26 protein-coding genes are annotated in these 25086 nt (G+C 71.3%); 8 read left to right on the plus strand and 18 right to left on the minus strand.

Going from position 1 to position 25086, the window contains the following annotated elements; all coding sequences use genetic code 11:
- Nucleotides 1–61: 61 nt before the first annotated feature.
- Both ACFHWU_RS25720 and ACFHWU_RS25725 read right to left on the minus strand, forming a co-directional pair.
- On the minus strand, nt 62–364 hold the full coding sequence (locus ACFHWU_RS25720) for an EamA family transporter (protein ID WP_416591846.1): 303 nt from the start codon (nt 362–364) through the stop codon (nt 62–64).
- A 762-nt stretch (nt 365–1126) separates the two neighbouring features.
- Nucleotides 1127–1723 (minus strand): hypothetical protein, encoded by a 597-nt coding sequence (locus ACFHWU_RS25725; RefSeq protein ID WP_416591847.1) that lies wholly within the window; start codon nt 1721–1723, stop codon nt 1127–1129.
- Nucleotides 1724–1943: 220 nt separating this feature from the next.
- Between ACFHWU_RS25725 and ACFHWU_RS25730 the strand changes: the two genes are divergently transcribed.
- Nucleotides 1944–2141 carry a hypothetical protein gene (locus ACFHWU_RS25730; RefSeq protein ID WP_416591848.1) on the plus strand — a complete coding sequence of 66 codons (198 nt, stop codon included), beginning with the start codon at nt 1944–1946 and terminating at the stop codon, nt 2139–2141.
- A gap of 170 nt (nt 2142–2311) precedes the next feature.
- Here ACFHWU_RS25730 and ACFHWU_RS25735 read toward each other — a convergent pair whose 3' ends face one another.
- Together ACFHWU_RS25735 and ACFHWU_RS25740 are read right to left on the minus strand one after the other, a co-directional pair.
- The gene (locus ACFHWU_RS25735; RefSeq protein WP_416591849.1) at nt 2312–3118 is read right to left on the minus strand and encodes an SAM-dependent methyltransferase; all 807 of its coding nucleotides are present in this window, start codon (nt 3116–3118) and stop codon (nt 2312–2314) included.
- A 78-nt stretch (nt 3119–3196) separates the two neighbouring features.
- A complete protein-coding gene (locus ACFHWU_RS25740; RefSeq protein ID WP_416591850.1) occupies nt 3197–3916 on the minus strand; it encodes a DeoR/GlpR family DNA-binding transcription regulator in 720 nt (239 codons plus the stop codon).
- Between the two features lie 72 nt (nt 3917–3988).
- On the opposite strand from ACFHWU_RS25740, the gene ACFHWU_RS25745 reads away from it, so the two are divergent.
- Nucleotides 3989–5365, plus strand: coding sequence for a class II fructose-bisphosphate aldolase (locus ACFHWU_RS25745; protein WP_416591851.1), 1377 nt, complete (start codon nt 3989–3991; stop codon nt 5363–5365).
- A 24-nt stretch (nt 5366–5389) separates the two neighbouring features.
- Nucleotides 5390–5614, plus strand: coding sequence for a hypothetical protein (locus ACFHWU_RS25750; RefSeq protein ID WP_416591852.1), 225 nt, complete (start codon nt 5390–5392; stop codon nt 5612–5614).
- A 217-nt stretch (nt 5615–5831) separates the two neighbouring features.
- Here ACFHWU_RS25750 and ACFHWU_RS25755 read toward each other — a convergent pair whose 3' ends face one another.
- The 14 genes from ACFHWU_RS25755 to ACFHWU_RS25820 form a co-directional block, all read right to left on the minus strand.
- Nucleotides 5832–6395 (minus strand): GNAT family N-acetyltransferase, encoded by a 564-nt coding sequence (locus ACFHWU_RS25755; RefSeq protein WP_416569286.1) that lies wholly within the window; start codon nt 6393–6395, stop codon nt 5832–5834.
- Nucleotides 6392–7975 carry an ABC transporter ATP-binding protein gene (locus ACFHWU_RS25760; RefSeq protein ID WP_416591853.1) on the minus strand — a complete coding sequence of 528 codons (1584 nt, stop codon included), beginning with the start codon at nt 7973–7975 and terminating at the stop codon, nt 6392–6394. The genes ACFHWU_RS25755 and ACFHWU_RS25760 overlap by 4 nt, the downstream gene beginning before the upstream one ends.
- Nucleotides 7972–8817: an ABC transporter permease subunit gene (locus ACFHWU_RS25765; protein ID WP_416591854.1), complete on the minus strand. Its 846-nt coding sequence runs from the start codon at nt 8815–8817 to the stop codon at nt 7972–7974. Before ACFHWU_RS25765 ends, ACFHWU_RS25760 begins: the two co-directional genes overlap by 4 nt.
- Nucleotides 8814–9764: an ABC transporter permease gene (locus ACFHWU_RS25770; protein ID WP_416550732.1), complete on the minus strand. Its 951-nt coding sequence runs from the start codon at nt 9762–9764 to the stop codon at nt 8814–8816. The genes ACFHWU_RS25765 and ACFHWU_RS25770 overlap by 4 nt, the downstream gene beginning before the upstream one ends.
- The gene (locus tag ACFHWU_RS25775) at nt 9761–11323 is read right to left on the minus strand and encodes an ABC transporter substrate-binding protein (protein ID WP_416550730.1); all 1563 of its coding nucleotides are present in this window, start codon (nt 11321–11323) and stop codon (nt 9761–9763) included. The genes ACFHWU_RS25770 and ACFHWU_RS25775 overlap by 4 nt, the downstream gene beginning before the upstream one ends.
- 38 nt (nt 11324–11361) lie before the next feature.
- Nucleotides 11362–12216: a class I SAM-dependent methyltransferase gene (locus ACFHWU_RS25780; RefSeq protein WP_416569288.1), complete on the minus strand. Its 855-nt coding sequence runs from the start codon at nt 12214–12216 to the stop codon at nt 11362–11364.
- 29 nt (nt 12217–12245) lie between these two features.
- Nucleotides 12246–13508, minus strand: a complete 1263-nt coding sequence (locus ACFHWU_RS25785; RefSeq protein WP_416591855.1) for an MFS transporter — start codon at nt 13506–13508, stop codon at nt 12246–12248.
- The gene (locus ACFHWU_RS25790; protein WP_416591856.1) at nt 13505–14524 is read right to left on the minus strand and encodes a dipeptide epimerase; all 1020 of its coding nucleotides are present in this window, start codon (nt 14522–14524) and stop codon (nt 13505–13507) included. The genes ACFHWU_RS25785 and ACFHWU_RS25790 overlap by 4 nt, the downstream gene beginning before the upstream one ends.
- Nucleotides 14521–15573: a PLP-dependent cysteine synthase family protein gene (locus tag ACFHWU_RS25795; RefSeq protein ID WP_416591857.1), complete on the minus strand. Its 1053-nt coding sequence runs from the start codon at nt 15571–15573 to the stop codon at nt 14521–14523. Before ACFHWU_RS25795 ends, ACFHWU_RS25790 begins: the two co-directional genes overlap by 4 nt.
- Nucleotides 15570–16451: a Rossmann-like domain-containing protein gene (locus ACFHWU_RS25800; protein ID WP_416591858.1), complete on the minus strand. Its 882-nt coding sequence runs from the start codon at nt 16449–16451 to the stop codon at nt 15570–15572. Before ACFHWU_RS25800 ends, ACFHWU_RS25795 begins: the two co-directional genes overlap by 4 nt.
- Complete coding sequence (locus tag ACFHWU_RS25805; protein WP_416591859.1) at nt 16448–17758, minus strand: ATP-grasp domain-containing protein; 1311 nt, start codon at nt 17756–17758, stop codon at nt 16448–16450. Before ACFHWU_RS25805 ends, ACFHWU_RS25800 begins: the two co-directional genes overlap by 4 nt.
- A gap of 109 nt (nt 17759–17867) precedes the next feature.
- Nucleotides 17868–18740 (minus strand): hypothetical protein, encoded by an 873-nt coding sequence (locus ACFHWU_RS25810; protein WP_416591860.1) that lies wholly within the window; start codon nt 18738–18740, stop codon nt 17868–17870.
- Nucleotides 18741–18857: 117 nt separating this feature from the next.
- Nucleotides 18858–19052 (minus strand): DUF397 domain-containing protein, encoded by a 195-nt coding sequence (locus ACFHWU_RS25815; protein ID WP_416591861.1) that lies wholly within the window; start codon nt 19050–19052, stop codon nt 18858–18860.
- Nucleotides 19049–19888 (minus strand): helix-turn-helix domain-containing protein, encoded by an 840-nt coding sequence (locus tag ACFHWU_RS25820; protein WP_416591862.1) that lies wholly within the window; start codon nt 19886–19888, stop codon nt 19049–19051. The genes ACFHWU_RS25815 and ACFHWU_RS25820 overlap by 4 nt, the downstream gene beginning before the upstream one ends.
- Before the next feature lie 570 nt (nt 19889–20458).
- Between ACFHWU_RS25820 and ACFHWU_RS25825 the strand changes: the two genes are divergently transcribed.
- The 5 genes from ACFHWU_RS25825 to ACFHWU_RS25845 all read left to right on the plus strand — a co-directional run bounded on the left by ACFHWU_RS25825 (nt 20459) and on the right by ACFHWU_RS25845 (nt 25084).
- On the plus strand, nt 20459–20698 hold the full coding sequence (locus ACFHWU_RS25825; protein WP_416591863.1) for a hypothetical protein: 240 nt from the start codon (nt 20459–20461) through the stop codon (nt 20696–20698).
- Nucleotides 20699–20711: 13 nt separating this feature from the next.
- Nucleotides 20712–20981, plus strand: a complete 270-nt coding sequence (locus ACFHWU_RS25830) for a hypothetical protein (protein ID WP_416591864.1) — start codon at nt 20712–20714, stop codon at nt 20979–20981.
- 595 nt (nt 20982–21576) lie between these two features.
- The gene (locus ACFHWU_RS25835; RefSeq protein WP_416591865.1) at nt 21577–23148 is read left to right on the plus strand and encodes a ricin-type beta-trefoil lectin domain protein; all 1572 of its coding nucleotides are present in this window, start codon (nt 21577–21579) and stop codon (nt 23146–23148) included.
- Nucleotides 23149–23354: 206 nt separating this feature from the next.
- Nucleotides 23355–23843, plus strand: a complete 489-nt coding sequence (locus ACFHWU_RS25840) for a glutathione peroxidase (protein ID WP_416591866.1) — start codon at nt 23355–23357, stop codon at nt 23841–23843.
- 212 nt (nt 23844–24055) lie between these two features.
- Entirely contained in the window at nt 24056–25084 is a 1029-nt protein-coding gene (locus ACFHWU_RS25845; RefSeq protein ID WP_416591867.1) for an IS630 family transposase, read from the plus strand.
- Nucleotides 25085–25086 lie beyond the last annotated feature (2 nt).

Below are 25086 nucleotides of genomic sequence, written 5' to 3' on the forward strand. Positions count from 1 at the left end.
ACGACGGCCGCCCACTCAAGGCCGCATGACCCGTCAAGAACTTATGCGGGGCTGCACTAGGCTACGGCAGCCCCGGGACGTTTGTCCGCTGCTGCGGCACGCCTCCGGTGCTGTCGCGGCTGATCAGCATCAGCCCGACCACGATGGCGACCATGCCCGCGATGGTCCAGACGATGAATCCCTCATCCAGCAGGAAGATGCCGAGCGCGGTGGCTGTCAACGGTTCGGCCAGTCCGACGGCGGTGGCCGACGACGCTGCCGTGGTGCGTAGGCTGCGGATCCACAGGAGGTACGGCACCGCCGTCGCACCGCGACCGAGCCACAGCGCGACAACGGCCCCCTCCCAGGTGAGCAGCCAACTCATATCGTCACGAGCGAAAACTGGTTCCCGATCGTGGTCTTGGCCCGGAACAGCAGGTAGAGAACATGGGTGCCTGGCCAGGCGACGGGGTGACGAGCAAGGCGAAGATCCTGCCAGCGCCGGACAGCGCGCCACCACCGCAAACCGAGAGCGATACCCCGCAGGAGGTCCGGTTCCGGCCCTGGGCGCAGCACTCACCGCCGATCTGCTCTCTCGTAGCAGCACAGCCTTCCAGGTGTGCGCGAGTTCGCCGGCCGCGTCGGGGTGCTCTGACCCGTTATACATCGCGCGAATGTCCGCTTGGCGTACATCCTGGCGTCATGATCCAGGTACCGGTCCAGATCGAGGCTCGAACTAGCCGTTCAGGATGCCTCGGGCTCGTAGCTGCATGCTGTATAGCCGCTCCGGTCGCTGCCGGGCGGTGCCGGGCCGGGCTTGGGGACCTTGTCGACCAGAGGAATGCGGATGATGTCGTGGCAGTTGCAGCCGGCGGGACCTATCTGATCGAGTGCGCCATCATCCTGACAGCGGTCGTCACCGCCGCTGCCTGACGATGCGACGGCCGGTCGCGGCCGGCCTGGGGCTTTCGCGCGCCTTACCCTGCGAGGTGTCAGGGCGGGGAACGCCGCGGCCGAAACGCTCAGTGGAACCGGTCGACTGTGACGGGGACCAGCCCCTGCTGCCGCATCTGCGTCGTCAGGCCGCGCAGCAGCACACCGACCGCCTCGTCTCGCTCGCCCACCAGATCGCAGGTCACGTCCAGACTCAGGCAGCACCTGCGGCGACCCGGCGCAGATCCCAGCGGAAGGCGTCCCCAGAAACCTGGCGGCGCACCGCACCCAGGACGCGCACCTCGGGATCGGCCAGGTCGCCGGTGACAGGCATCTGCCACGCACCGCTGAGCGCATCGAGGCCGTCCTGGGTCAACTCGTTGACGAACAGGATCCGGTAGCCACGCGTCTCGCGGCACTGCAGGGTGGCCTCGGGCCCGCTCAGCCGCAGCGGTGGCGGCGGCTGAGCGGGAAGTTCCCCGAAGCACGCCCGCAACGCGGCCTCATTCGGTAGCTCGGCGCCACACAGGTTCCAGTAGAGCGACGCTGCTGCCGCTCGGCCGACGGGCACCAGGTGGGCCCGCAGCGCGGCGTCGAGGCGCAGGCGCCGACTGGTGGCCGCGGCGTCGCGCCAGCAGCCATCTCGCCGGCTCCAGTAGGCGCTCACCAGCCCTGCGGAGGAGTAGTCCTTTGCGAGCAGAAACTCCTCGGCCAGCAACCCGTCCGGCTCGCCAGCGTCGTCGTGGACCACGTAGTAGTGCAGTGAGGGTGAAGAGTCGATCGCATGTTGCGCAAGGGAAGGCGTCGTCACAGGTGGATTCTCCGGCACGGTGGCGTGATACCTCGCAGGCTCGCCGGACACCCGGATCACCCTCGTCGGCGGCTACCGCGCCGCCTCAGCCTCGATCCACCGATGAAGGTTGGACCGGCGGGACCCCGGATGTAGAAAGTGCCCTCTGAACTGGAAGGATAGGAGTTCTGACGCTTCTATCACCCAATTCGAGAGGGCACCTCGCAGGTGAGATTACGCTATGACGCGCCGGTGGTTCGTGCGAGCCATCGCCGAAGCCGACCACGTCGTTCTTCACTGCCACCAGACCTGGCCCGGCGACCACGACTACGCCGGCATCGACATCTTCCGCCTCGACGAAGACGGCAAGATCGTCGAACACTGGGACGTTCTGCAGGTCGTCCCCAGCACCTCCGCGAACGACAACGGCATGTTCTGACCCGTCTGATTCCTCCCCCCCGAGCGGCTGCCGATCAGGCGACGACAGTGAGTGGCGGCCGCGCTGACCTGCCGATACTGCGTGTCGCTGTCCGGATTCGGGCAAGAATCCGGGCGGAAGGGTGTGCACGGCCCAGCGCATGCGGAAGTGCCAGGAGCAACACGGCCAGCTCAGCCGATGCGGCCGACACCGCCGAACAGGTAGACCTCCGGTTCGTCGGACTCCGGGTCGGGGCGCCAGCGTGAGCATGTGACGACGCCGGGCTCCAGCAGGTCCAACCCGTCGAAGAAACGTTCGAGCTCGATCTTGGTCCTGGCACGGATCGGGGTGCCGCCGCGCTCGGTGGTCTCCCGCATCACGCGCAGCATCGGCTCGCCGTGGATCTCCGCCGTGGAGTGGGTGAGCACCAGGTAGCTGCCGACGGGCATCGCCTGCACCAGTTGCGCGACGGAGCCGTACGCCACATCGTCGTCCATGATGTGGTTGACGACGCCGAGGAGCATGAGCCCGATCGGCTGCGAGAAGTCGAGCGTCCGCCGCGCGGACGCGAGGATCATGTCAGGCTGCCGCAGATCGGCTTCGACGTAGTCGCAACTGCCTTCCGGGGTGCTGGTCAGCAGCGCCCGCGCGTGTGCCATGACGAGCGGGTCGTTGTCGATGTAGACCACCCGGCAGCGTGGGTCCAGGGACTGCGCGACCTCATGAGTGTTGTCCGCCGAGGGCAGCCCGGTGCCGACGTCGAGGCACTGCCGGATGCCAGCGTCCTCGACAAGGAACCTGACCACGCGCTTGAGGAACGCGCGTTCGGACCTGGCTCCGATGGGGATGTCCGGGATGTGGGCAATCACCTCATCGCCGGCGGCCCGGTCGACCGCGAAGTGGTCCTTGCCGCCGAGCCAGTAGTTCCAGATTCGGGCCGAGTGCGGAACAGCGGTGTCCAGCTTGGAACCTGAAGGTAGCTTCCAGTCCTCGGTCATGCGGGGATTCTCCCGCACCGTAGGGGCGGCGACGCAAGTGGGGCGGTGGCCCGACGTACTGCGGGCTCCAGTGGGGCGTCAGGCCGTGTTCCGGGCTCCTCGCTGTCGTGGTGAGGTCGGCGGGGTGATGACCTTCACCTCGTTCGCGTCGAGGGCCTCCCGCAGTTCGGCGGGCGGCGGGTTGTCGGTGATCAGGTAGTCCGCGCTGCCCAGTTCGGAGACCTGGGCGAAGAGCCGCCGACCGAACTTGGAGGAGTCGGCGAGGATGGCCACTCGGCCAGCGCGAGAAACCATCTCCTGCATCATCGCGGCTTCGGCGAGGTTGCTTGTCGTGTAGCCGACCTCCGCATCGACCGCGCCGACGCCGATCAGCGCCAGATTGCAGCTGATGTCCAGCTCAGCGCCGCTGGTGGCCTGGAATCGCACTGGTCCGATGGTGGCGAGCGTCAGGGTGCGTACCGCGCCGCCGAAGACGTAGATGTCGCGGATCGCCGTGGGCGGCAGCGCCCCGGGCACCAGCAGGTTGTTCGTCGCCACGGTGAGATCGCGGTGCTGACCCAGGTTGCGGGCGACCGCCAGGGTCATGGTCCCGACGTTGATCATGATTGTCGAGCTGTCCTGGACCAGCGCTGCTGCCAGTGCCGCGATCTTCTCCTTCTCCTGCTCCTGCAGGCTGAGCCGCTGGTCGACGGCGCGGTCGGTGCGGGAGACTGTAAACAGATTGACTGCTCCGCCGTAGGTGCGTACGAGCGCCCCGTCGGCACTGAGCTGGTCGATCACGGCGGCCTGCTCCGTCACCTCACCAGGTCGTCATACGACGGACGGGAGTCGGAACCGGACACCCCGGCACTATGTCACACCAACCCTGCCATGTTGATCAACGGCCCCCGCGCCGTCGCCCACGTCAACCAGCCGCAGGGCCACACCACCCGCGACCCCGAGCTGCATACGTACGGATCATGGCGCCACCTACGAGCAGATCCTGCAGGCGGTCCGGTTCGGCTCACCTCGGTGATGATCGACGGGTCGCTGAAGCCGTTCGAGGAGAACATCGCGATCACCCGGAAGGTGACCGACTCGGCGCACGTTCTCGGTGTGTCGGTGGAGGGTGAGCTCGGCACGATCGGCGGGAACGACAGCTACGCCGAGGCCAGGCATCGCTCTACTGACATGGCGGACCCGTCCCGCGTCGTCCTCGGCCTCGGCGGCTGCGTCGACTACGAACTGAAGCTGACCGCCGACGTCCTGGCACAGCTGGTCGCCGACTACGGCATCGTCGCTGCGGAACTGACCTCGCCGGTCACGGTGACCAGCGAGCGGGATCTCGTGGTGTCGATCCTCGGGTACGTCGCCCGGGGCGGCGGCGGCGAACATTTCGTCGCCGCCGCCCCGGCGCTGGAGCACTTCGCCAGCCGGTTCCCGCACCGGGTGGCGCTGGGCGGCACGTCGGTGCGGGCCGGGATCCTGATGAGCCGGCTGGGCGTGCCGTCGACCCTGCACCTGGTCAGCGTCGACGACACCGTACGCCGGCTGCTGCCACCGGACGGCGCGTACCTGTCCAGCGGCGTCGAGGACACCCTGCACCCGCACCTGATCGTCCAGTACGACCAGGGTCTGCGGATCCGCGCCGGCGAGCTCGACATCAGCCACCAGCCCACCCCCGCACCAACGATCGGACCACGGCCGATGACCGTCGACGTACTGCCCGCCAACCAGCCGGAGACGTTCTACCGGGGTGCCGGCCGGATAGCCGGGTTCCGCAACGGTGCCGCACTGACCGACCGCCCCGAGGACTGGGTCGGCTTGGGGACCACCCGGTCCGACCTGGGCCCGTCCGGGTTGTCCACGCTGTCCGATGGACGCCTGCTCGCCGACGTGATCGCCGACGACCCACGCTGGTGGCTCGGTCCGCAGCGCACTGACACCGGCGTACTCGTGAAGCTGCTCGACGCCGGTCAGCGACTGCCGCTGCACGTACACCCGGACCGTCGCTTCGCCACGGCGCACCTGGCGTCGCCGTACGGCAAGACCGAGGCCTGGGTGATCGTCTCCGCTCGTCCCGACGCGTACGTCCATCTCGGTTTCGCCCGGGACGTCTCGGCCGACGAACTCGCCGGCTGGGTGGCCGACCAGCAGACCGGCCAGCTGCTCGACGCCACCAAAAAGGTCCCGGTGTCGGCCGGCGACGCGATCCTCTGCCCCGCAGGCCTGCCGCACGCCATCGGCGACGGCGTCCTGCTGGTCTAGGTCCAGGAACCGACCGACTTCTCCGTGCTGCTCGAGTACGCCGACTTCGGCCTCGCCGACGGCCACCTGGGCCTCGGCTACGACCTGGCCCTGCAGTGCGTCGACCGCAGCAGGTGGACTCCGGAGCAGCTCGACCGCCTGCGGGGTGGGCGACACCTGCTGCCCGACGCCGCCGACGAGTTCTTCACCGCCCGCCGGCTGCGCGATGGCGACCGCCTGGAGCAGGGATTCAGCGTCCTGGTCGGATGACAGGAGAAGGTCGGCTCACCGGCGAGCACGACGACGTGCCGCTGCGGCGCGGGACACCCTGCTGGTGCCGTACGCCGCCGGCCCGCTGCGGCTGCACGGCCCGGTCGAAGCGGTCCGGCTGGCCGGGCCGCAGCAGCCCCGGTCACGGTGACCTGGGCAGCGGGCTCTTCCCGAACACGGTGACCTCGACCAACGGCTCCGGCTTGCCGAACGATCGCTACCGGGACGCGGTGGTCAGCACGGGCATCGGGATCTCGAAGTGCACCACCCGGGAGGCGTGCGGGCTGCCGTCGCGGGGGTCGTGCACCACCTCGGCCACGCTCCGCCAGAACGCCTCCGCCCCGGGGACCCCGGTGTCGGTGTGCAGGTAGACCGCCCGGTAGCCGGGGTGTCCGGCGGCGAACGCGACGGCCCGTCGGACCAGTGCACGGGCCAGCCCGTTGCGGCGGTGTTCCGGGCGTACGTAGACCCGGAACAGTTGGGCGGTGCTCGCCGCCGGGTAGCGGTCGACGAGCCAGCGGGGATGCGGCGGGCTGTTCGGCGCGGCGGCGCGGACGGCGGTGGTGGCGACCACCTCGTCGCCCTTGACCGCGACGAACAGCGCATGCCGCTCCGGCCGTAGGTAGGTGCCGGCGAGGTCGATGACGTCGGCGTGCCACCGCGGCTGGTAGCCGTAGCCGAACACCTGGTAAAAGGTGTCGAGCATGACGCTGCGGGCACCGTCGAGGTGCTGCGGCGTGGCGGTACGGATGTCGTACGGACCGATGTTCTGGTCGTTCACGTGGTGCTCATCTCTCCGGTACTGGACGTGGTTGCGGGTCGCGGCAGATGTCGCGGCAGGTCGGGGTCGCGCGGTCGCGTCAGGTCAGGGTCGAGCAGGGCGCGGGTCAGCGGCTGCCGGCCGGCGCGCAGCACGGTGGCGGCGGGACCGTGTTCCACGACCCGGCCGTGGTCGAGCACGGTGACGTGGTCGGCGAGCCGGTCGACCACGTCCGGGTCGTGCGTGATGACCAGCAGCGCGAGCCGGTGGGCGCGGCACACTTCGTCGAGCAGGTCGAGGATCCGGTCCTGGTTGACGCGGTCGAGACCTGACGTGATCTCGTCGCAGACCAGCAGCCGGGGTCGGGCCACCAGGGCGCGGGCCAGAGCGGCGCGTTGCAGTTCACCGCCGGAGAGCAGGTTGGGTCGGCGGGCGGCGAGAGCATCGTCGATCCCGACCTGACGCAGCAGGTCGTGGGCGGTCCGCAGCGCGTCGACGGTCGGTTGGCGGTGCAGCCGTACGGCGGGGCGGGCGACCTGGTCGAGCAGGGCGGCGGACGGCTGGAAACTGGCCCGCGGATCCTGGAAGACGTACTGCACGGTGGTGAGGTCGCCCCGCTGCCGGCGGTCGATCGAGCCGGCGAGCCGGCGGCCGTCGAGTTCGATACTGCCGCCGCTCGGTGGGTGCAGGCCGGCCAGGCAGCGGGCGACGGTGGTCTTGCCGCTGCCGGAGCGGCCGACCAGGGCGAGGCGCTGTCCGGGGCCGATGACCATGTCGATGTCGTGCAGGACGGTGCTGCCGTGGTGCGCTGCGGTGAGCCCGGTGACCCGCAGCAGCTGACCGACACCGCCCGGCGGGTCAGCGGCGGGGGTCCGCGCTGGTCGAGCTGGGGTGTCATGGAGGACCGCGTCCGGTGGACCGGAGGCGACGACGGTGCCCCGGTCGAGCATGAGGACGCCGTCGGCGACCGCCCGGACCAGGTGCAGGTCGTGGGTGAGCAGGACGACCGCGACGCCGGAGCCGGCGAGACTGCGCAGTTCGGCGGCGACGTCGCGGCGGTTGAGGCTGTCCTGCCCGGTGGTCGGTTCGTCGGCGACCAGGACGCGGGCACCGGCCAGCAGGGCGTGCGCGATGACCAGCCGCTGCTGCTGGCCGCCGGAGAGCTGGTGCGGGTAGCGCCGCAGCAGGTCGCGGTCGGCTGGCAGGCCGACCCGGGCCAGCACCGCCCGGACCGCCTGCCAAGTGGCGGCGCGCCGTGTCCGGCGTGACGGCGTCGGGGTGTGCCGGCGGGCGATCTCGCGCAGCACCGGGCCGATCCGGCGTACCGGGGTCAGCGCCGCCGCCGGCTGCTGCGGAATGTAGCCGACGGTGCCGCCGGCCGGCGGTGTCTCTGGGCTGACCGGGCGACCATTGATCTCGACGTCGCCGGTCAGCCGGACGCCGGGTCCGGCTTCGCCGAGCAGCGCCCGCCCGAGCATGGTCTTGCCGCTGCCGGACGGGCCGACGACGGCGAGGATGTCGCCGGCCGCCACGGTGAACGACACGTCGCGGAGCAGCCGCTGTCCACCGGCATCGGCGCACAGCCCGTCGACCCGGATCACCTCGTGACCTCCGGCCGGGCGGCCAGCAGCCGATCGGTGACCAGGTTGACCCCGACGGCGAGCGCGACGAGCAGCGCGGCGGGCACCACCACCGCCCACGGCTGCAGGAAGATCCCGGCGCGGTTGCGGTCGACCATGACGGCCCAGTCGGCGGCGTCCGGGGCGACGCCGATGCCCAGGAAACTGGCGGTGGCGACGAGGTAGACGGCGCCGATGAACCGGATCCCGGCGTCGGCGAGCAGGACCCGGCGGATGCCCCGGGCGACGTACCCGACCGCCCGCCGCCACCACGTCTCCCGGTAGAGCCGCATCGCTTCCATCGCGGGTCCGTGGGCCAGCGGCAGGGCCGCGGCGCGGGTGATCCGGGCGATCTCCGGCAGGGCGATGACGGCCACGACTACCACCAGCGTCACCGGCCCCCGGGGTGCGGTGGCGGCGAGCAGGATGAGCAGCAGCAGCGACGGGACGGCGAGGAGCAGGTCCAGCGGGCGCATCAGCACCTCGTCGAGCCAGCGGCGGCGGGTGAGCGCGGCGACCAGACCGACGGGTACGCCGATCAGGTAGGCCAGGGCGGTCGCGGCGGCGGCGACCGCGACGACGGACCGGCCGCCGAGCAGGAGCTGCCCGGTGACGTCCCGGCCGACGAAGTCGGTGCCGAGCAGCCCTGCCTGGTCGAACGGCCGGGTCCGGTCCGCGCCGGTGCCGACCAGGGCCAGATCGACCAGGGCCGGACCGGCGAGAGCGAGCAGCAGCGGTACGGCGAGCAGGACGACCCCGGTGAGCAGGCGCGGAACCCGGCCGGTCCGCCGAGCCCGGCTGATAATTGGAGCCCGGCCGGTCATCGGGCACCGGCCATACGCGGGGCGAGCCGGAACGCGATCAGGTCGGCGGCCAGGTTGACGACCACGGTGGTGACCGCCACGATCACGCACAGCCCCTGGACGGTGGGGACGTCCCGGGCGGCGACCGCGTCGACCAGGGCGGTGCCCAGACCGGGGATGACGAAGACCGCCTCGACGACGATGACGCCGCCGAGCAGCCAGTCGGTGGTCCGGGCGAGCTGCTGCACGACCGGCGCGGCGGCGGTGGGCAGCGCATGGGCCAGCCACCGGCGACGGGCACCGAGGCCGAGGCGTCGGGCGTGGGCCACGTACTCGGAGCGCAGCGCGTCGACCATGCCGGCGCGGGTGAGCCGGCTGAGTGAGCAGATCGGTCGGGCCAGCAGCACCAGCAGCGGCAGGACCAGCACGGCAGGCTGGGCGAGCAGGTTGGGGCCGGTGCCGACGGCGGTCGGCGGAAACCAGCCCAGCCGTACGCCGAAGACCGCGACCAGCAGGATGGCCAGGGCGAACTCCGGTACCGCGTAGAGACCGACGGCGACGGCGCTGATGGCGCGGTCGAGCCGGCCGCCTTCGCGCCGGGCGGCGAGCATGCCGAGGCCGATCGCGAGCGGGACGAGGACGAGCAGCGTCGCGGCGGCCAGCAGTACGGTCGCTGCGGCGCTGCCGACGATCATGTCCAGGACCGGCCGTTGGGAGATCAGCGATACGCCGAAGTCTCCGTGTAGCAGCCCGGCGAGCCAATCGAGGTACCGCTGCCAGGGTGGCTGGTCGAGGTCGAGCTGTTCGCGGATCAGCGCAATCCGCTCCGGGTCGGGCTGGTCACCGGCGATCACCACCGCCGCGTCGCCGGGCAGCGCCTCGGTGAGCACGAACACGATGGTGGTGATGCCGGCGACCTGCCCGACGCCGAGCAGCAGCCGCCGAACCGTGTAGCGGGTCAGGCTCAAGCCAGCCACACCTTGTCGAACCGGGCCCAGTCGAGGGTGTTGGCGGGTGCCTCGGCGGACACGCCGCCGACCCGGGGCGCGGTGGCGACGAGGAAGTCGGCGAAGCCCCACACCAGCAGCCCGCCCTCGGCGTGCAGCATCCGCTGCATCTCGCCGTACGCCTGCCGCCGGCCCGCTTCGTCGGCGGTGGAGACGGCGGTGGCGTAGAGGTCGTCGAACTCGGGCCGCGTCCACTTGGTGGCGTTCGTCGTCGAGGTGCTCAGCAACCGCTGCGAGATGTGGGTCTCGATCGGCATGGCACCGGAGCGGAAGCAGGCCATCACTCCGTTGTCGAGCACCTCTCGCCAGTACGTGTCCTTGTTGCGTTGCACCGGTTCGACGTTCAGCCCGACCGCGCGGGCCTGGTCGGCGAAGACACTGGCCGCCTCGACGAACCCGGCGGCCACCGGCGCGGTGTCCAGCGGGATTCGCAGCCCTCGCGCGCCGGCCCGGTCGATGAGCGTGCGGGCCCGGTCGAGGTCGGGTTCGCGCTGCGGGATGTCGTCGGCGTAGTACTGGTAGCCCTTGCCGAACAGGTCGTTGCCGATCTGCCCGGAGCCGGACAGGACCGTCTCGACCAGCTGCTGCCGGTCGGTGAGCAGGAACATCGCCTCCCGTAGGTCCCGGTTGTCGAACGGGGGCCGGTCCAGCTTCATGGTGAAGCCCTGCAGGCCGCTGTTGGCCATCCGGGTGATGGCGATCCGGTCGTCGGCGGCGTAGCTGCGGGCCGTGGTGGGGCTGATGTCGTGCGCGTACTCGACCTGCCCGGCGAGCAGGGCGTTGACCCGCGCCGACTCCTCGTTGGCGATCACGTACTCCAGCTCGTCGAGGTGCGCGGCGCCGTCCCAGTAGTCCGGGTACCGGGCCAGCAGCAGCGACGTACCGGGGGTGAAGCTGCTGAACGTGAACGGTCCGGAGCCGATTGGCCGGTCGAACGATTCGCTGCCCTCGGGCACGATGTACGCGCCGAACGCGGCGAGCACGTTGCCGAATTCGGCGAACGGACGGGTCAGCGCGAATTCCACCGTACGGTCGTCGACGGCCCGGCTCGCCCGCAGATCGATCAGGGACAGGCTGGCCTTGGCGCGGAAGGCCCGGTCCGGGTCGGTGATCCGGGCGTAACTGGCCAGCACGTCGGCGGCCCGCACCGGCCGTCCGTCGTGGAAGGTGGCCTCGCGCAGCGGCACCCGCCAGCGGGTGAGATCGGCGTTGGGCTCCCAGCCCAGTGCGAGCCGGGGCTGGATCGACACGTCCGGGCCGTAGTCGGCGAGCTTGTCGAAGATCGCCTTGGCCCGGGACGCCTCGTTGAACAGGTTCGCCAGGTGCGGGTCGAGGCTTTCGGTGGCGCCGCCACCGGCGAACGCGACCCGCAGCCGGCCACCCCGCTTCGGCGTGCCGCTGTTGACGGCGGTGTCGGAACCAGCGGGGGCGTCGGCGCCGCAGCCGGCGAGGAGCGCGGCGGTCACGGCGGCACCGCCGCCGAGCAATGTTCGGCGGCGTAGTCGGGCAACAGTCGACATGTCAGTTCTTTCCTTCCGAGGGGATTTCAGCGGGGATTTCAGGCCGCGTCGTCGCGGCGGCGGGCGACCAGGTGCAGGCGGTCGCCGCGTAGGCCGGTCGCCAGCTCGGCGCCGGGACGCCAGGGCGGTTCGGTACGCGGGCCGGGGGCGTCGAACAGGGCGAGGATGTCGAACCCGGCGCCCTCCAGCAAATGGCGCAGTTCCTGCGGGAAGAGCAGCCGCCACGCGGAGTTCTGCACGAGTTCCTGCTCAGCACCCGGCCAGGTCCACATCCGACGGCGGCGCAGCAGCTGCGCCGCGGCGTCGATCCACAAGGTGGTACGGGACGTGTAGGTGACGCCCTGCCAGCGCACCGACCGGATGCTGGGCCCGTCGACCAGGTCGGTGTTGCCGAGGAAGTACGCGCCGTTGCGCATCTCGGCGATGAGCAGCCCGCCGGGGGCCAGCTGCCGGCGGCAGCTGGCCAGCGCGGCGGTCAGGTCGGCGTTGCCGTGGCAGTACAGCAGCGCACTGTCCAGGCAGGTAATCACGTCGAAGCGCAGGTCGAGGTCGAACGTACGCAGGTCACCTTCGACGAACCGGACCCGCTGGTGGCGGCGGCGGGCGTAGGCCAGCATCCGGGTGGACAGGTCCAACCCGGTGACGTCGAAGCCGGCGTCGGCGAGGTACCCGGCGTCGCGGCCGGTGCCGCAGCCGAGGTCGAGCAGCCGCCGGCCGGGCGGGCCGGGCGCGAACCGGTCGACCAGGTCGGCCACGAACCTGGCCGCCCGGTGCTCCGGGTCGGGAAACTGGGCCTCGTACAGCTGCGGGTTGTCGGTGAGCAGGTTGCCGCCCGCCACCACCGGCCCGCCCGCCACCACCGGCCCGCCCGCCACCACCGGCCCGCCCGTCACGACAGGTCCGCCCCCGACCACCGGCCCGCTCACCGGGCCGCCTTCTCAGCGGCGGCCGGCACCGTACGTGGGGCGAGCAGGCCGCGGCGGTGCAGCGTCCACACGGCGGCGCCGCAGGCCAGGCCCAGCCCCGCGCAGAGCAGCCACGCTCCGGCGGGTACGCCCGGTGCCGGCCCGTCCGGCTGGCCACCGGTCTGCATGAACCGGCCGACGGCGGTGGTGGCCAGTGCCGCCACAACCCCGGAGGCCAGGTAGAACACCCCGAAGTAGGTGCCGGTCAGCCCGTCGCGGGCAAAGCCGGGCACCAGCTCCAACACGAACGGCTGCGCCATCATCACCCCGACCGCCAGCGCCAGCGCGGCGACCAGCGTCGGCAGTGCCCGCACCGGAGGCGGGCCGGTCACCGGCAGCAGCGGCAGCAGGAAGCTGAGGCCGGCCACCACCATCCCGGCCGCGATGGACACCCCACGGCTGCTCCGCTGGCGCAGCCACCCGGTCAGCCGGACCTGCCAGGCGAGGGTGGCCACCGTGGACACGACGAAGAGTGCCGCCACCGCCAGCGGGGTGCCGGCGGCGGCCTCGGCCTGCACCGGCAGCACCAGGTACAGCTGGGTCTGCAGGGCGAACAGCGCGCTCAACGCCACCGTGAACGCCAGGAACCGGCCGTCGGTCAGCGCCTCCCGCCAGTCCCGGCCGACGCTCTGCCCGCTTCGGGTCACCGGGTGCGGTGGCAGCACCAGCAGTTGCGCCACGGTCAGCGCGGCGAACACCGCCGTCGCGCCGATCGCGGCGGCCCGGAAGTCGACCAGCAGCAGCGCGCTGCCGAGCAGCGGCCCGAGTAGCGCACCGGCGCTGGCGAAGACGTTGAACAGGGCGAACGCCTCGGCCCGGCGCTCGGGAGCGGCCTCGGCGAGGTAGGCGCGTACCGCCGGGTTGAACAGCGCCCCGGCCAGCCCGGTCAGCACCGAGGCGGCCAGCAGTGCGGGCAGCGACCCGCCGACCGCGAACACCGCGAAGCCGACCGCCCGCAGCCCGCAGCCCGCGATGATCACGCCGCGTGCGCCGAGCCGGTCGGCGGCCGACCCGCCGACCAGGAACAGTCCCTGCTGGCTCAGGTTGCGTACCCCGAGGACCAGGCCGACCAGGGTGGCCGACAGGCCGATGTCGTCGCGCAGGTAACCGGCCAGGTAGGGCAGCAGCAGGTAGAAGCCGACGTTGACCCCGAGCTGGTTGACCACCAGCAGCCGGATCGCCGGTGGAAAGCTGGTCAGCGTCGTCCAGGTCGCCCTCACCGCACCGCCTCCGTCACGCCGAGGCCGGGGGTCTCCGCCAGGCGCAGCACGCCGTCGTGGCCGCCGATCCCGGTCCACGGGTCATCGGCGATCAGCAGGTGCCCGTCCAGGTCGACCCAGCGGGCGAGGCCGGCCAGGTGCACGGCCGGTGCGACGCCGAGCGTGCTGGCGACCAGGCAGCCGAGCATGATGTCCAGGCCGCGTTCCCGGGCCGCCTCGACGATCCGGGTGGCGGCGGCGATCCCACCGCACTTGGCCAGCTTGACATTCACCCCGGCGACCGCGCCGGTGAGCCGGTCCAGGTCGGCGAGGCGCTCGGCGTCCTCGTCGGCGACGACCGGGATCGCGGTGCGGGCGGCCACCCGGGCCAGCAGGTCGGGTCGCCCCGGCGGGGTCGGCTGCTCGACGGCGTCGATCCGGTACGGGGTGAGCGCGTCGAGCCGCCGTACCGCCTGCTCGGCGGACCAGCCGCCGTTGGGGTCGAGCAGCAGCCGGGCCGTCGGCGCCTCGGCGCGTACCGCCGCCACCCGGGCCACGTCGGCGTCGTCACCGGCCTTTACCTTCAGCACCGCGAACCCGGCGGCGACCAGCCGCCGCGCGGTCGCCGCCGCGTCCGCGACCGGCACCAGCCCGATCGTGTACGCCGTGGCGACCGGCGTCGGCGCCGGCGCTGCCAGCAGCCGGTGCACCGGCAGCCCTCGGGCCTGGCCGAGCAGGTCGTGTACGGCGGTGTCCAGTGCCGCGAGCACCCCGGCGGGTCCGTCGAACGTGCTCAGCTCGTCGCGCAGCATCGCCGGATCGACGCAGCCGGCGAGCCGGTCGGTCCAGCCGGCACAGGTACGTTCGACCGCGGCTCGGTCGAGTCCGTAGTAGCGGCTGGTGACGACCTCGCCGTGACCGGTGAGCCCGTCGTGCGTGACGGTCAGCCGGACCGCTTCGCGGTGCGCCATCACCGACCGGGAGATCCGCAGCGGTTCGCGCAGCACCAGCCGGTACGGGTGCCAGGACAGTTTCATGCCGGCACCCGCTCGTGGCGCAGCGGGTCGCCGACCACCCGGCAGCGGCTCCACCGGGTGACCTCCACCGCACCGGGGTGCGGTATCTCGACCGGATGGCCGGGGGTGGGGCCGAGTAGCCCGTGCCGGCCGCACCAGCCGTCGTCGAAGATGGAGTCAAGGTAGCGGTGCGGTCCGTCCGGAAAAACCGTCAGCACCCGGGTGTCCGGCTGGGTGCGGGCCACCCAGGCGGCGACTCTGGCGACCGCGCCGGTGGACCATCCGCCGGTGACGAACGCCGTCCGGGCCAGCCGGCGGCAGGTGTCAACCGCCTCCGCCGGGCCCAGCCAGTGCACCTCGTCGAACGCCGGATAGTCCACGTTGTTTGGATAGATGCTGCTGCCCAGCCCGCGCATCACCCGCCGCCGGGCCGGCTGGCCGAAGATCGTCGAACCGATGGTGTCCACGCCGATCAGCCGCAGCCGCGGCCAGTGCCGGCGCAGCGCCCGGGTCAGCCCGGCGCTGTGCCCGCCGGTGCCGACGCTGCACACCAGCACGTCGACGGCGTCGACCTGGGCGGCGATCTCGTCACCGAGGCTCGCGTACCCGGCGGCGTTGTCCGGGTTGTGGTACTGGTCCGGCCAGTACGCGCCGGGCAGCGCCGTCAGCACCTGCGTCAGCCGTTCCCGGCGGGCCTGCTGCCAGCCACCGGTCGGGTGGGGCCGCTCAACCACCTCCAGCCGGGCCCCGTACGCGCGCAGCAGCGCCCGCATCGACGGCTCCAGCTCCCGGTCGACGACCAGCACCACCGGGTGGCCGAGAGCCTGCCCGGCGAAGACCAGCCCGATACCGAGGGTGCCGCTGGTCGACTCCACTACCGGCGCGCCGTCGCGGAGTTCGCCGCGTCGCCGCGCGCCGGCCAGCATCGCCACTGCCGCGCGGGACTTCATCCCGCCCGGCGCGACGGACTCGGCCTTCGCCCAGAAGCCGCCGTGCGGGTGCGGCAGCGGCGCGTCGACGTAGATCAGCGGGGTGTGCCCCACCAGGTTCAGCAGCTGCGGCGCGCTCACCCGGACACCCCGTACCGGTAGAGGGTCGTCGGGCCGCCGTCGAGCCAGAAGAACGGGTACGGCTCGGCCGACACCGCCGTCAGCCCGGCGCCGCGGAACCACGGCAGCACCGCGCTACCGGTCTGCGCGAACACCACGAACGGCTTGCCCTCGGCGGCGGCGTGGCCCAGCAGCGGCTCGAAGGTGCCGTTGCCGAGCGTCATTCCCGAGGCGAGGATCGCGTCGCAGCGGTCCAGCAGCGCCGCCGCGTCGGGCAGGCACGGCTCGTCCCATTCGGTGCGGCCGCCGGCCAGGTCGCACGGCAGGTACTGTCGGCCGGCGGCCCGGAGCCGGGCCAGCAGCGAGTTCACCACCCCGACGACCAGGACCGGGCCGCCGGTCGGCGGCAGCAGGTCGACCACGGCGGCGGCCCGGGCCTGCGACTTGGCCAGCGAGCCGCCGGCGGGCACGGTGACCACCGTGTCGGCTGCCTCCGCGTGCGGGCGCTGCGCCATCAGGTACGCGTCGAGTGCGGCCACCCGCACCGGGAGCAACGGATGCGCGAGCAGGTCGGCGACCGTGGCGCCGACACAGTCGTAGACGACCTCGTCGGGCAGCTCGCCGGGTTCGACCGCGCAGGAGCCGACCGCCGCGTCGACCCGCAGGCTCAGCACCTGGTTGCGGTAGCTGCGGAGCCGGTTCGAGTGCCGCGCGCCCTGCCTGGTCACGAACCCCACACTGACCTGGCAGCGGGTCGGGTCCACACCGTGGCGTCCGGCCCGTACCGCGTTGATCAGCGCGGCGAGGGACCGGTACGCCGGCCGGGTCGGCGATCGGGACACGGCCGGTCGGGTCGGCGACACGGACGTCGCCGGACTGCCGTCGGTGGACGCCGTCATACCGCCGCTCCGGCCGGCGCGGCGGCGGACCGGTGCCGGTCGGTGTTGCCGTCGTCGTCGACGTACCCGACGCGTACCTGTGCGGCCAGGCCGTCGGCGATGGTGCGCGCGTCGGCCCCGGCCGTGTCGACCACCATCACGTGGCCCAGGTAGTCGTTGTTGCTGCCGCTGTCACCGGCCCGGTGGCCGGCGGGCTTCACCGACCAGTCGACCACCCGTGGGTCCGCCTGCCAGGCCCCGGTACCGTCGACCCGGGCGACGACGCCGGGGCGCGGCGGTAGGACGAACGCGATCGCCGCGCTGCGTACGCCGGTGTCGGCGGGTGTGAGGTCGGGGGTCTCGCCGAGCGCCAGTTGCGCGTACACCATGGGCAGGTCGATGCCGGTGACCCGGCGCACCAGTTCGGTGATCTGGTTGCCGGCCGGCCGGGGGTTGACCTCGACCACCCGGGGCCCGGCCGGGGTCAACCGCAGTTCGGTGTGGGCGACCCCGCGGTCCAGCCCGACCGCCGCCAGCGCGGCCACCGCCACCGCACCGGCCCGGCGGGTGGTCGCCGGGTCGAGCGGCGCCGGGAACATGTGTCCGGTCTCGACGAACCCCGAGGCGCCACCGAGGCTCTTGTCGGTCACCCCGACGACTGTCGTGTCCCCGTCCACGGTGACCGTCTCCACGCTCACCTCCGGGCCGGACAGCAGCTGCTCCAGCAGCACCGTCGGCACCCGGGGCTGGTGCCGGGCGTTGACCGGGAAACCGGTGAGGGCGTCGAACGCCGTCCGCAGCCCGGCCTCGTCGGCGACTTCGCGCACGTACATACCGGCGCAGAGGTCGACCGGTTTGACCACCAGCGGGAAGCCCAGCTCCCGGGCGGCCCGTGCGACATCGGACCAGCTCTGCCCGAGCGCGTACCGGGGTTGCGGCACGTCGACGGCGTCCATCGCCGCCCGGGCGAGGTCCTTGCGGTACGCCCGCCGTACCGCGGCCGGGTCCGCGCGCGGCAGCCGCAGGTGGGCGGCAAGTTGGGCGGCGGTGTCGAGGTAGTAGTCGCAGGAGGTGAGTACGCCGTCGAAGCGCAGCGCCCGGTGCAGCTGTTCCGCGTGCTCCAGCAGTCCGGGCAGGTCGTTGGTCTCAGCGGTCAGCACATTGTGGGCGGCGAGCAGCGGATGCGCACCTCCGGCCGGCGCGCCGCGCAGGTAGTGGTGCAGGTCGCGGGTCAGGAAGGAGAACCGGTGCCCGGCCTCCAGCACGGCCCTGGGCAGCAGGTGGGCCATCGCACCGACCCAGCTCTCCACCAGCAACACATGCGCCATCGACGCCTCCTCGCTCGGGAACCGGCATGGCGATGATAACGGTTTTCGTTTGTGGAGCATAGGTGCCCGCCATCCGGCCGGCGGTCAGTGCGGCAGTGGCCCCGAGGGCTCACCGCCGCGACTGGCCTGCCTCGGTCCGGGCAAGGGATGTCGGCGGGCGGAAACCGGTCAAGCCCGTGACGAGCAGCAGGTACGCGACCAGTTCCAGCAGCGTGATGAGCGCCGCGACCGGGTACGGCGTCGACGGCGTCGACCCGATGGCGTACGCGGCGGACCAGGCCAGCTGGTCGCCCACGTACAGCGGCAGCGGCACAGCTCGGATGGCCGCGTCCACATGGGGCAGCGCGGTGACGGCGAGCAACGCCGCACCGGCCGAGGCCAGCCACCGGCGGTGCCCGGCCAGCGCCGTGGCGAGCGCCAGCGCGGCCAACCCGAGCCCCAACGGCGGCAGCACCGCCAGGCTCACGGCGATCACCGAGCCGGCCAGGTCCGCCCCGGTCGGGTGGTCACGGTGGTCCGCCGCCAAGGTCAGCCAGATGGCAGAGATCCGGATCACCGTGTACCCGGTGATCACCGCGGCTGCCAGTGCTGTGGCGACCGCTGTCCGGCGCCGCCGGGGGTGGCGGTGCCACACCGCGAGCAGTATCGCCACCGCGGTCAGCGACGCCCAGCAGATGGCGAGGCCCGCCTCGACGCCCGCGAGCCGGTCGACGCCGGCGGTATCCGGCCGCAGCACCTGCCAGCCATGACCCTCGGCCCGGTCGGCAGGCATCGTTCGGACGGCGTCCAGCATCAGTACGGCGAGCGCAGCCGGCACCGCCCAACGTGGCGTCGGCAGCCCGCTGACCACGGCGTAGGCGACGAGCAGGCCGATCGCCAGCACCTCGGCGTAGCGCCAGGCCGGGCTGGCTGTCAAAACGCCAGCGACGTGGATCACGGCGCATCCGGCTGCGGCGGTCAGGAGAACCGGTCCGCGACGCACCGGGTGAATCTAACCCGACCCTCCGTCAGCGGTCGGATCGCTCACCAACGCTCCAGGCAGACATCGACGGAGCAGCACCGCTGGCATTCGCTTGCAGGGCCAGCGGTCGGACGGGTGTCAGGCTTCGAACCTGCCGGTCTTGATGTCCTGGACGAAGCCGGTCCACTGGGTCGGGGTGAAGGACAGCACCGGCCCAGCCTGGTCCTTGCTGTCACGCACCTCGGCGGCCTGGTCGACGTACCGCGCCTCCACGCAGGCACCGTTGTGGCCGCTGCGGCTGCTCGTGCGCCACTGGTTGTCGAGTGCCTTCATGGTGTCTCCCTATCCCGGAGGTCCTTGATCATCTCGGCCGATGCTGCGGGTGACAGGGCAGATGCCCGCAGGTCGTCGAAGACCTTGGCGCACCTGCGCACATCCTCACCTTCAGCGTAGAGGTCTCCGGTCAGCCCTTCGATGTAGACCACCCCTGGCCCTTCGTCGAAGCTGAGGATGTGGAAGCTCGACAGCATCGAGGCGTATGCGCCCTCGCCGAACGGGATGACCTGAATGATCACGTTCCACCGGTCCTGGGCTTCGAGCAGCGCTGTCAGCTGGTTGGTCATGATCTCCGGTCCGCCGATCCGGCGGTGCAGTACTGCCTCGTCGATGACCGTGACCAAACGAAGCCTCTCCTCGGTGAGTAGCTTCTGTCGCTCCACGCGGACCGCGACCCGTTCCTCTACGGCCTGCGGCGTGGGCTGCTCAACGGCGGCGGCGGCGATCGCACGGGTGTAGTCGACGGTCTGCAGCAGGCCAGGCACCACGAGCGTCTCGAAGTTCTGGATCGTCGTCGCGGCGGACTCCAGCCCGATGTACTGCCGGTACGAGTTCGGCAGGTCTCCGTACTTCGCCCACCAGCCGCGTTGCTTGCCGCTCCGCGCCATCGACAGCAGGGTCTCGCGCAGCTCGGCGTCGGCCACGCCGTACAGGTCCAGTAGGGCGTTCAGTGCCGGACCCTTCAGCCCGACCCTGCCCTGCTCGATGCGGCGCAGGGTGCTTGCCGAGACTTCGATGGTGTCAGCTGCCTTCTCGGTGGTCACGTTGGCTTCCTCGCGTGCTCGGCGGAGCTGCACGCCGAGCTGGAACCGCACGAAGGTCGGGCTCGTCATGCCCACATTCTGCTCCTGACGCCTCGATCTCGGCCATCCATATTTCGTCAATCCTAGATGGCTGCCAATCCTTGACTCCACAAAAGTGCGCGCGCAAACTGTACGCACGAGCCACACCGCGCAGATGTGAGGGAGCGGGCATGTCGCAACACGTCCCTGTCAACCGGGGGCACTGGCCGAAGGAAGCCCGGTGAGCACGCACACTCCGGATCGTCCCCACTGGATGTGTGCAAAGTGCGGACTTCCATGGCCGTGCGACGCGCGCCGCCAGGAGCTCCTCGCCGAGTACACCGGCGCACGGGTGTCGCTGTCGGTCTACATGGCCACGTGCCTGATAGACGCCATGACCGACCTGCCGCTGCACAGGTCCGGGTACCTGTACTGGCGGTTCATTGGGTGGTGGCGCTGATGCCGTGTCGATCCCACAGGAGGGGATGTCGATGATGGAAGTGGGAGCGTTGTTCAGCGCGGCGCTACTCGGCTTCTGTGCCGGGCTCTGGTCGTTCAAGATCAAATCCAGGTGGTGCCCGGACTGCGGGCGTATGACCTACCCGATAGCGGATCGGCCTGGTGAGTAGCCGGCTACTCGCCACGCCGGAGCCGAAACCCGGCGACGTCCTGGTCATCGGCCGGGAAGCCAGCGTCCAGTTCGCCGACGACCGGAAGTGGACCTACGACGGGTGGATCTGGCTCACCGGGTACGTCATCGACCGCCACGGCAACGCCGCCGAACGGCGGGAGATCTTCGTCCAGCGCCACGGACTCTACCGACTACCCCGGCGCGCGGAAACCCGACCATCGACCAATTGATCAAGGGAGAGAAATGATCACCGAGATGATCCGTGACTGGTGGCTGCGCTGGCTCGACTGGCGCTCCGGCCGGTCCACGGCGTCCAAGCGGCTGTACCACCTGCGCCGCGAGTCGCGGCGACAACGGCAGACGACGCCGACATCTGCCCGTCACCGCCGACTCGACAGCAACCGGGGACACCACTGGTCCACGCAGGCCACCGAACTGGTCCCGACCCTGCGCCCACTGCTGACCTACGGCCAGCAACTCGGCTACCGGGTCGTCCCGCACGGCTCACCCTGACCGGCCCCCGCCCCCTACACCCACCAAGCCGGGGATCATCAAGATCATGTGAGGCTGAGATACCTTTTGGCCGGCGGATAAGGTATCTCAGCCTCACATCGTGGCGTCGGTGATCCACTTGCCGGGGAGGAGGATCTGTGCCGTCGGCTCCGTAACACCTCACTGGCGCACATTTCCCAGCTAGCTAGCGCGTTCCCGAGTGCGTCGACGACCGCGTGGCTGACCGCGACGACCGGAGTCGGGCCGGCGCAGCACGGGGTGCCCGGCAGCGTGTAGCGCGTGCCCGGCCGTGGTTGCCCTGGTGCACGCCGCTGGATCAATGGCGCATCGACAGCGACGCCGGCCCGGCGTTGCCGTACTGGATGACCTGGGACGAACACCGCGCCGGCCACTCAACCCTGCCGCCGCCCAACGTGGCGTTGGCAGCCCGCTGACCACGGCGTAGGCGACGAGCAGACCGATCGCCAGCACCTCGGTGTAGCGCCAGGGCCGGGTCGACCTCTGTGGATATTGACAGAAGTGTGTCAATTAGTAAACTTCCCTATTTGAGAGCGCTCTCACGACTTGCACACATCGACCTCTCGGAGGTATGCAGATGAACCGCAAGCTGGGCGCGCTGCTGGGTCTGACCCTGAGCGCCAGCCTGCTCGCCGTACCGCCACCGGCCGCCGCCGCGCCGACCGTCGGCACCCCCGGCCCCGCCACGACCGCGCCGACCACCACCACCGCCGACCCGGCCGCGGCCGCCGATGCGGCCGCGCTGCCAGCCGGCCAGATCGCCGCGCTGCGCCGAGATCTCGACCTCACCCCCGACCAGTTGGCCACCCGGCTCACCGTCGAGGCCGCCGCCGTACCGATCGAACACCGCCTGCGCACCGAACTGGCCGACGCGTACGCCGGCACCTGGGTCGCCGCCGACGGCCGTACCGTCGTCGTCGGGGTGACCGACCCGACGCAGGCCGCCCGGGTCCGCGCGGCCGGTGCCGAGCCTCGGACCGTCACCCGTAGCCTCGCCGAGCTGGACCGGCTCGCCGCCGGACTCGACCGGCGGGCCGCCAGTGCCGGTGACGCCGTGCACTCCTGGTACGTCAACCCGGTCACCAACACGGTGACCATCGAGGCCGCCGACGTCGCGGCGGCGACCGGCTTCGCCCGCGCCGCCGGGCTGCCCAGCGCCGCCGTCTCCGTGGTACGCGGCGACGACGCCTACCGCCCGGTGTACGACATCCGGGGCGGTGACCAGTACGTGGTCAACAACAGTGCGCTCTGCTCGGTCGGCTTCGCCGTCGCCGGTGGATTCGTCACCGCCGGCCACTGCGGCGGCGTCGGTGCCTCCACCGCCGGCAGTGGGGTCGCGCAGGGCACCTTCCGGGGGTCGTCGTTCCCCGGCGACGACCTCGCCTGGGTACAGACCAACGCCAACTGGGTGCCCCGGCCCTGGGTGAACAACTACGGCGGCGGCACGGTCAACGTCACCGGCTCCCAGGAGGCGGCCGTCGGTGCCGCCGTCTGCCGGTCCGGCCGGACCACCGGCTGGCGGTGCGGCACCATCACCGCCAAGAACGTCACCGTCAACTACTCGGGCCAGCTCGTCTACGGACTGGTCTCCAGCAGCGCCTGCGCGCAGCCCGGTGACTCCGGCGGCTCGTTCCTCGCCGGCACCCAGGCGCAGGGCGTCACCTCCGGCGCCGGTGGCACCTGCAGCTCCGGCGGCACTACCGTCTACCAGCCGGTCAACGAGATCCTGTCCCGCTACGGGCTGTCGTTGACCACCACCGGTGGCGGCCAGACCAGCCGGATCATCGGTCTCGCCGGCAAGTGCATCGACGTACCGAACTCCAACGGAGTCGACGGCCAGCACCTGCAGTTGTACCGGTGCAACGGCACCAACGCGCAGAACTGGGCCTTCCCCGGCGACGGCACCATCCGGGCACTGGGCCTCTGCATGGACGTCGCCTGGGGCTCGACCGCCAACGGTGCCGTGGTGCAGCTCGCGAACTGTAGCGGCAACCCGGCCCAGCAGTGGGTGCTCTCCAGCGCCGGTGACCTGGTCAACCCGCAGGCCAACAAGTGCGTCGACGTGGTCGACTGGAACACCGCCGACGGTGCTCGCCTGATCATCTACGAGTGCCACGGCGGGGCCAACCAGAAGTGGCGGCGCGGCTGACCGTCGCGTCGCTGCCGATTTCCCGGCAGTCCACCGCGCCGGAACCGGGCGCGGGCTCGTCTGCCCCGAGGCGGTCGGAGGGCGGCCGCAGCTTATGTTGGCAGGCGGGTGCGGTGTGCACTCGCGGCGGCCGATCACGGACACGTCGCCTACCTGTACGACGGCCGGCCGGTGCGAGCGCACTGGGCGGGAGAGAGGATCGAGACGTGGGGATCTACGACATTCCGCTCACCACCCTGGCCGGGCAGCCCGGCTCGTTGCGGGACTTCGCCGGCAAGGCACTGTTGGTGGTCAACGTGGCGTCGAAGTGCGGGCTGACCCCGCAGTACGCCGGCCTGGAACAACTGCACGAGCGGTACGCCGACCGGGGCTTCTCGGTGGTCGGCTTCCCGTGCAACCAGTTCGGTGGCCAGGAGCCGGGCAGCGCCGAGGAGATCCAGGAGTTCTGCTCGGCGACGTACGGGGTGACGTTCCCGATGTTCGCCAAAATCGAGGTCAACGGGCCCGGCCGGCACCCGGTCTACGCCGAGTTGACCGAAACCGCCGATGCCGACGGTGCGGCCGGTGACATCCAGTGGAACTTCGAGAAGTTCCTGATCGCGCAGGTCGGCCGGGTGGTCGGCCGGTTCCGGCCCCGGGTCGAGCCGACCGACGACGCGGTGGTCGCCGCGATCGAAGCACAACTGCCCGGCTAGGGAGCTACCCGACTGTCTCGCGGGCGGCCGGCCCTGGGCTGGGGCCGGCCGTACGGTCACCCGTTGGTTGAAGATCTGCTTCGAGTGACCCACGCAGTGCCAGATCAACCGGGGCCGGTGGGCGAATGCTAGTGCCGTGTCAGGGAACGTTTGCCTCGTGACGCGCCGTGCGGGTGCTGGTCCGGGCGGTGGGGTGCCGCCAGGCTGTCCGGGTGGGAGAGCGAGTACGCGTCCGTAAGATCGACGACGACGAGGGCCAGCGCCTGTTGCGGATCATCCGTAGAGGCACCGGCTCGGTGGTGACCTGGCGACGGGCTCAGATGGTGTTGCTGTCCTCGCAGGGCATGCCAGTGGGGAAGATCGCGGAGGTGACGTTCACCAGCGCGGACCGGGTCCGCGACGTGATCCACAACTTCAACGCTGACGGCTTCGACTCGCTCTACCCGAGGTACAAGGGTGGCCGGCCCCGGACGTTCACCCTGCCGGAACGGCGTGAGATCAAGAAGATCGCCAAGTCCAAGCCGGCCGAGCACGGTCTGCCGTTCTCGACCTGGAGTCTGGCCAAGCTGGCCGACTTCCTGGTCGCTGAGGGGGTGGTCGACGACATCAGCCACGAGGGCCTACGGGTCCTGCTCCGCGAGGAGGGCGTGTCCTTTCAACGGGTGAAGACCTGGAAGACCTCCCGCGACCCCGACTACGCCGCCAAGAAGGCCCGCGTCGAGCACCTCTACGCGATCGCCGACGACGAGGTCGTACCCGAGGCCGGTGAGCCCGACGTCATCTTCTGCCTGGACGAGTTCGGCCCGTTGAATCTGCAGCCCCACCCTGGACGGCAGTGGGCCGAACGCGGCGGACGGCACAAGGACCCCGAGCGTGGGCCCAGGCCCCGCCGACGGGCGACATACAACCGCCCACACGGCGTCCGCCACCTGTTCGCCGCCTACGACCTGGGCGCGGACAAGCTCTACGGCCACATCAAGCCGACGAAGCACCGGACACGGTTCCTGGAGTTCTGCCGCTACCTGCGCGGCCTGCACCCGCCGCGGACCCGAATCGCGATCGTCCTCGACAACTACTCCCCGCACCTGAGCACGAAGAAGGACACCCGTGTCGGCGACTGGGCCGCCGCGAACAACGTCGAGTTCGCCTACACGCCGACCAACAGTTCCTGGCTCAACCGCATCGTGCGACACGCAAGTCGCATGAGTACAGCGACACTCATCGAAGGGGGTGCGGCGTGACG

Origin of the sequence: Micromonospora sp. LOL_015 (assembly GCF_048060275.1) — a bacterium.
Taxonomy (GTDB): domain Bacteria; phylum Actinomycetota; class Actinomycetes; order Mycobacteriales; family Micromonosporaceae; genus Micromonospora_E.

Excerpts from the sequence above, each read along its gene's own strand:
- ACFHWU_RS25720 (WP_416591846.1), bottom strand. The coding sequence starts at position 364 with ATGAGTTGGCTGCTCACCTGGGAGGGGGCCGTTGTCGCGCTGTGGCTC.
- ACFHWU_RS25730 (WP_416591848.1), top strand. The coding sequence starts at position 1,944 with ATGACGCGCCGGTGGTTCGTGCGAGCCATCGCCGAAGCCGACCACGTC.
- ACFHWU_RS25735 (WP_416591849.1), bottom strand. The coding sequence starts at position 3,118 with ATGACCGAGGACTGGAAGCTACCTTCAGGTTCCAAGCTGGACACCGCT.
- ACFHWU_RS25745 (WP_416591851.1), top strand. The coding sequence starts at position 3,989 with ATGTTGATCAACGGCCCCCGCGCCGTCGCCCACGTCAACCAGCCGCAG.
- ACFHWU_RS25765 (WP_416591854.1), bottom strand. The coding sequence starts at position 8,817 with ATGACCGGCCGGGCTCCAATTATCAGCCGGGCTCGGCGGACCGGCCGG.
- ACFHWU_RS25775 (WP_416550730.1), bottom strand. The coding sequence starts at position 11,323 with ATGTCGACTGTTGCCCGACTACGCCGCCGAACATTGCTCGGCGGCGGT.
- ACFHWU_RS25790 (WP_416591856.1), bottom strand. The coding sequence starts at position 14,524 with ATGAAACTGTCCTGGCACCCGTACCGGCTGGTGCTGCGCGAACCGCTG.
- ACFHWU_RS25800 (WP_416591858.1), bottom strand. The coding sequence starts at position 16,451 with ATGACGGCGTCCACCGACGGCAGTCCGGCGACGTCCGTGTCGCCGACC.
- ACFHWU_RS25805 (WP_416591859.1), bottom strand. The coding sequence starts at position 17,758 with ATGGCGCATGTGTTGCTGGTGGAGAGCTGGGTCGGTGCGATGGCCCAC.
- ACFHWU_RS25815 (WP_416591861.1), bottom strand. The coding sequence starts at position 19,052 with ATGAAGGCACTCGACAACCAGTGGCGCACGAGCAGCCGCAGCGGCCAC.
- ACFHWU_RS25820 (WP_416591862.1), bottom strand. The coding sequence starts at position 19,888 with ATGACGAGCCCGACCTTCGTGCGGTTCCAGCTCGGCGTGCAGCTCCGC.
- ACFHWU_RS25830 (WP_416591864.1), top strand. The coding sequence starts at position 20,712 with ATGATCACCGAGATGATCCGTGACTGGTGGCTGCGCTGGCTCGACTGG.
- ACFHWU_RS25835 (WP_416591865.1), top strand. The coding sequence starts at position 21,577 with ATGAACCGCAAGCTGGGCGCGCTGCTGGGTCTGACCCTGAGCGCCAGC.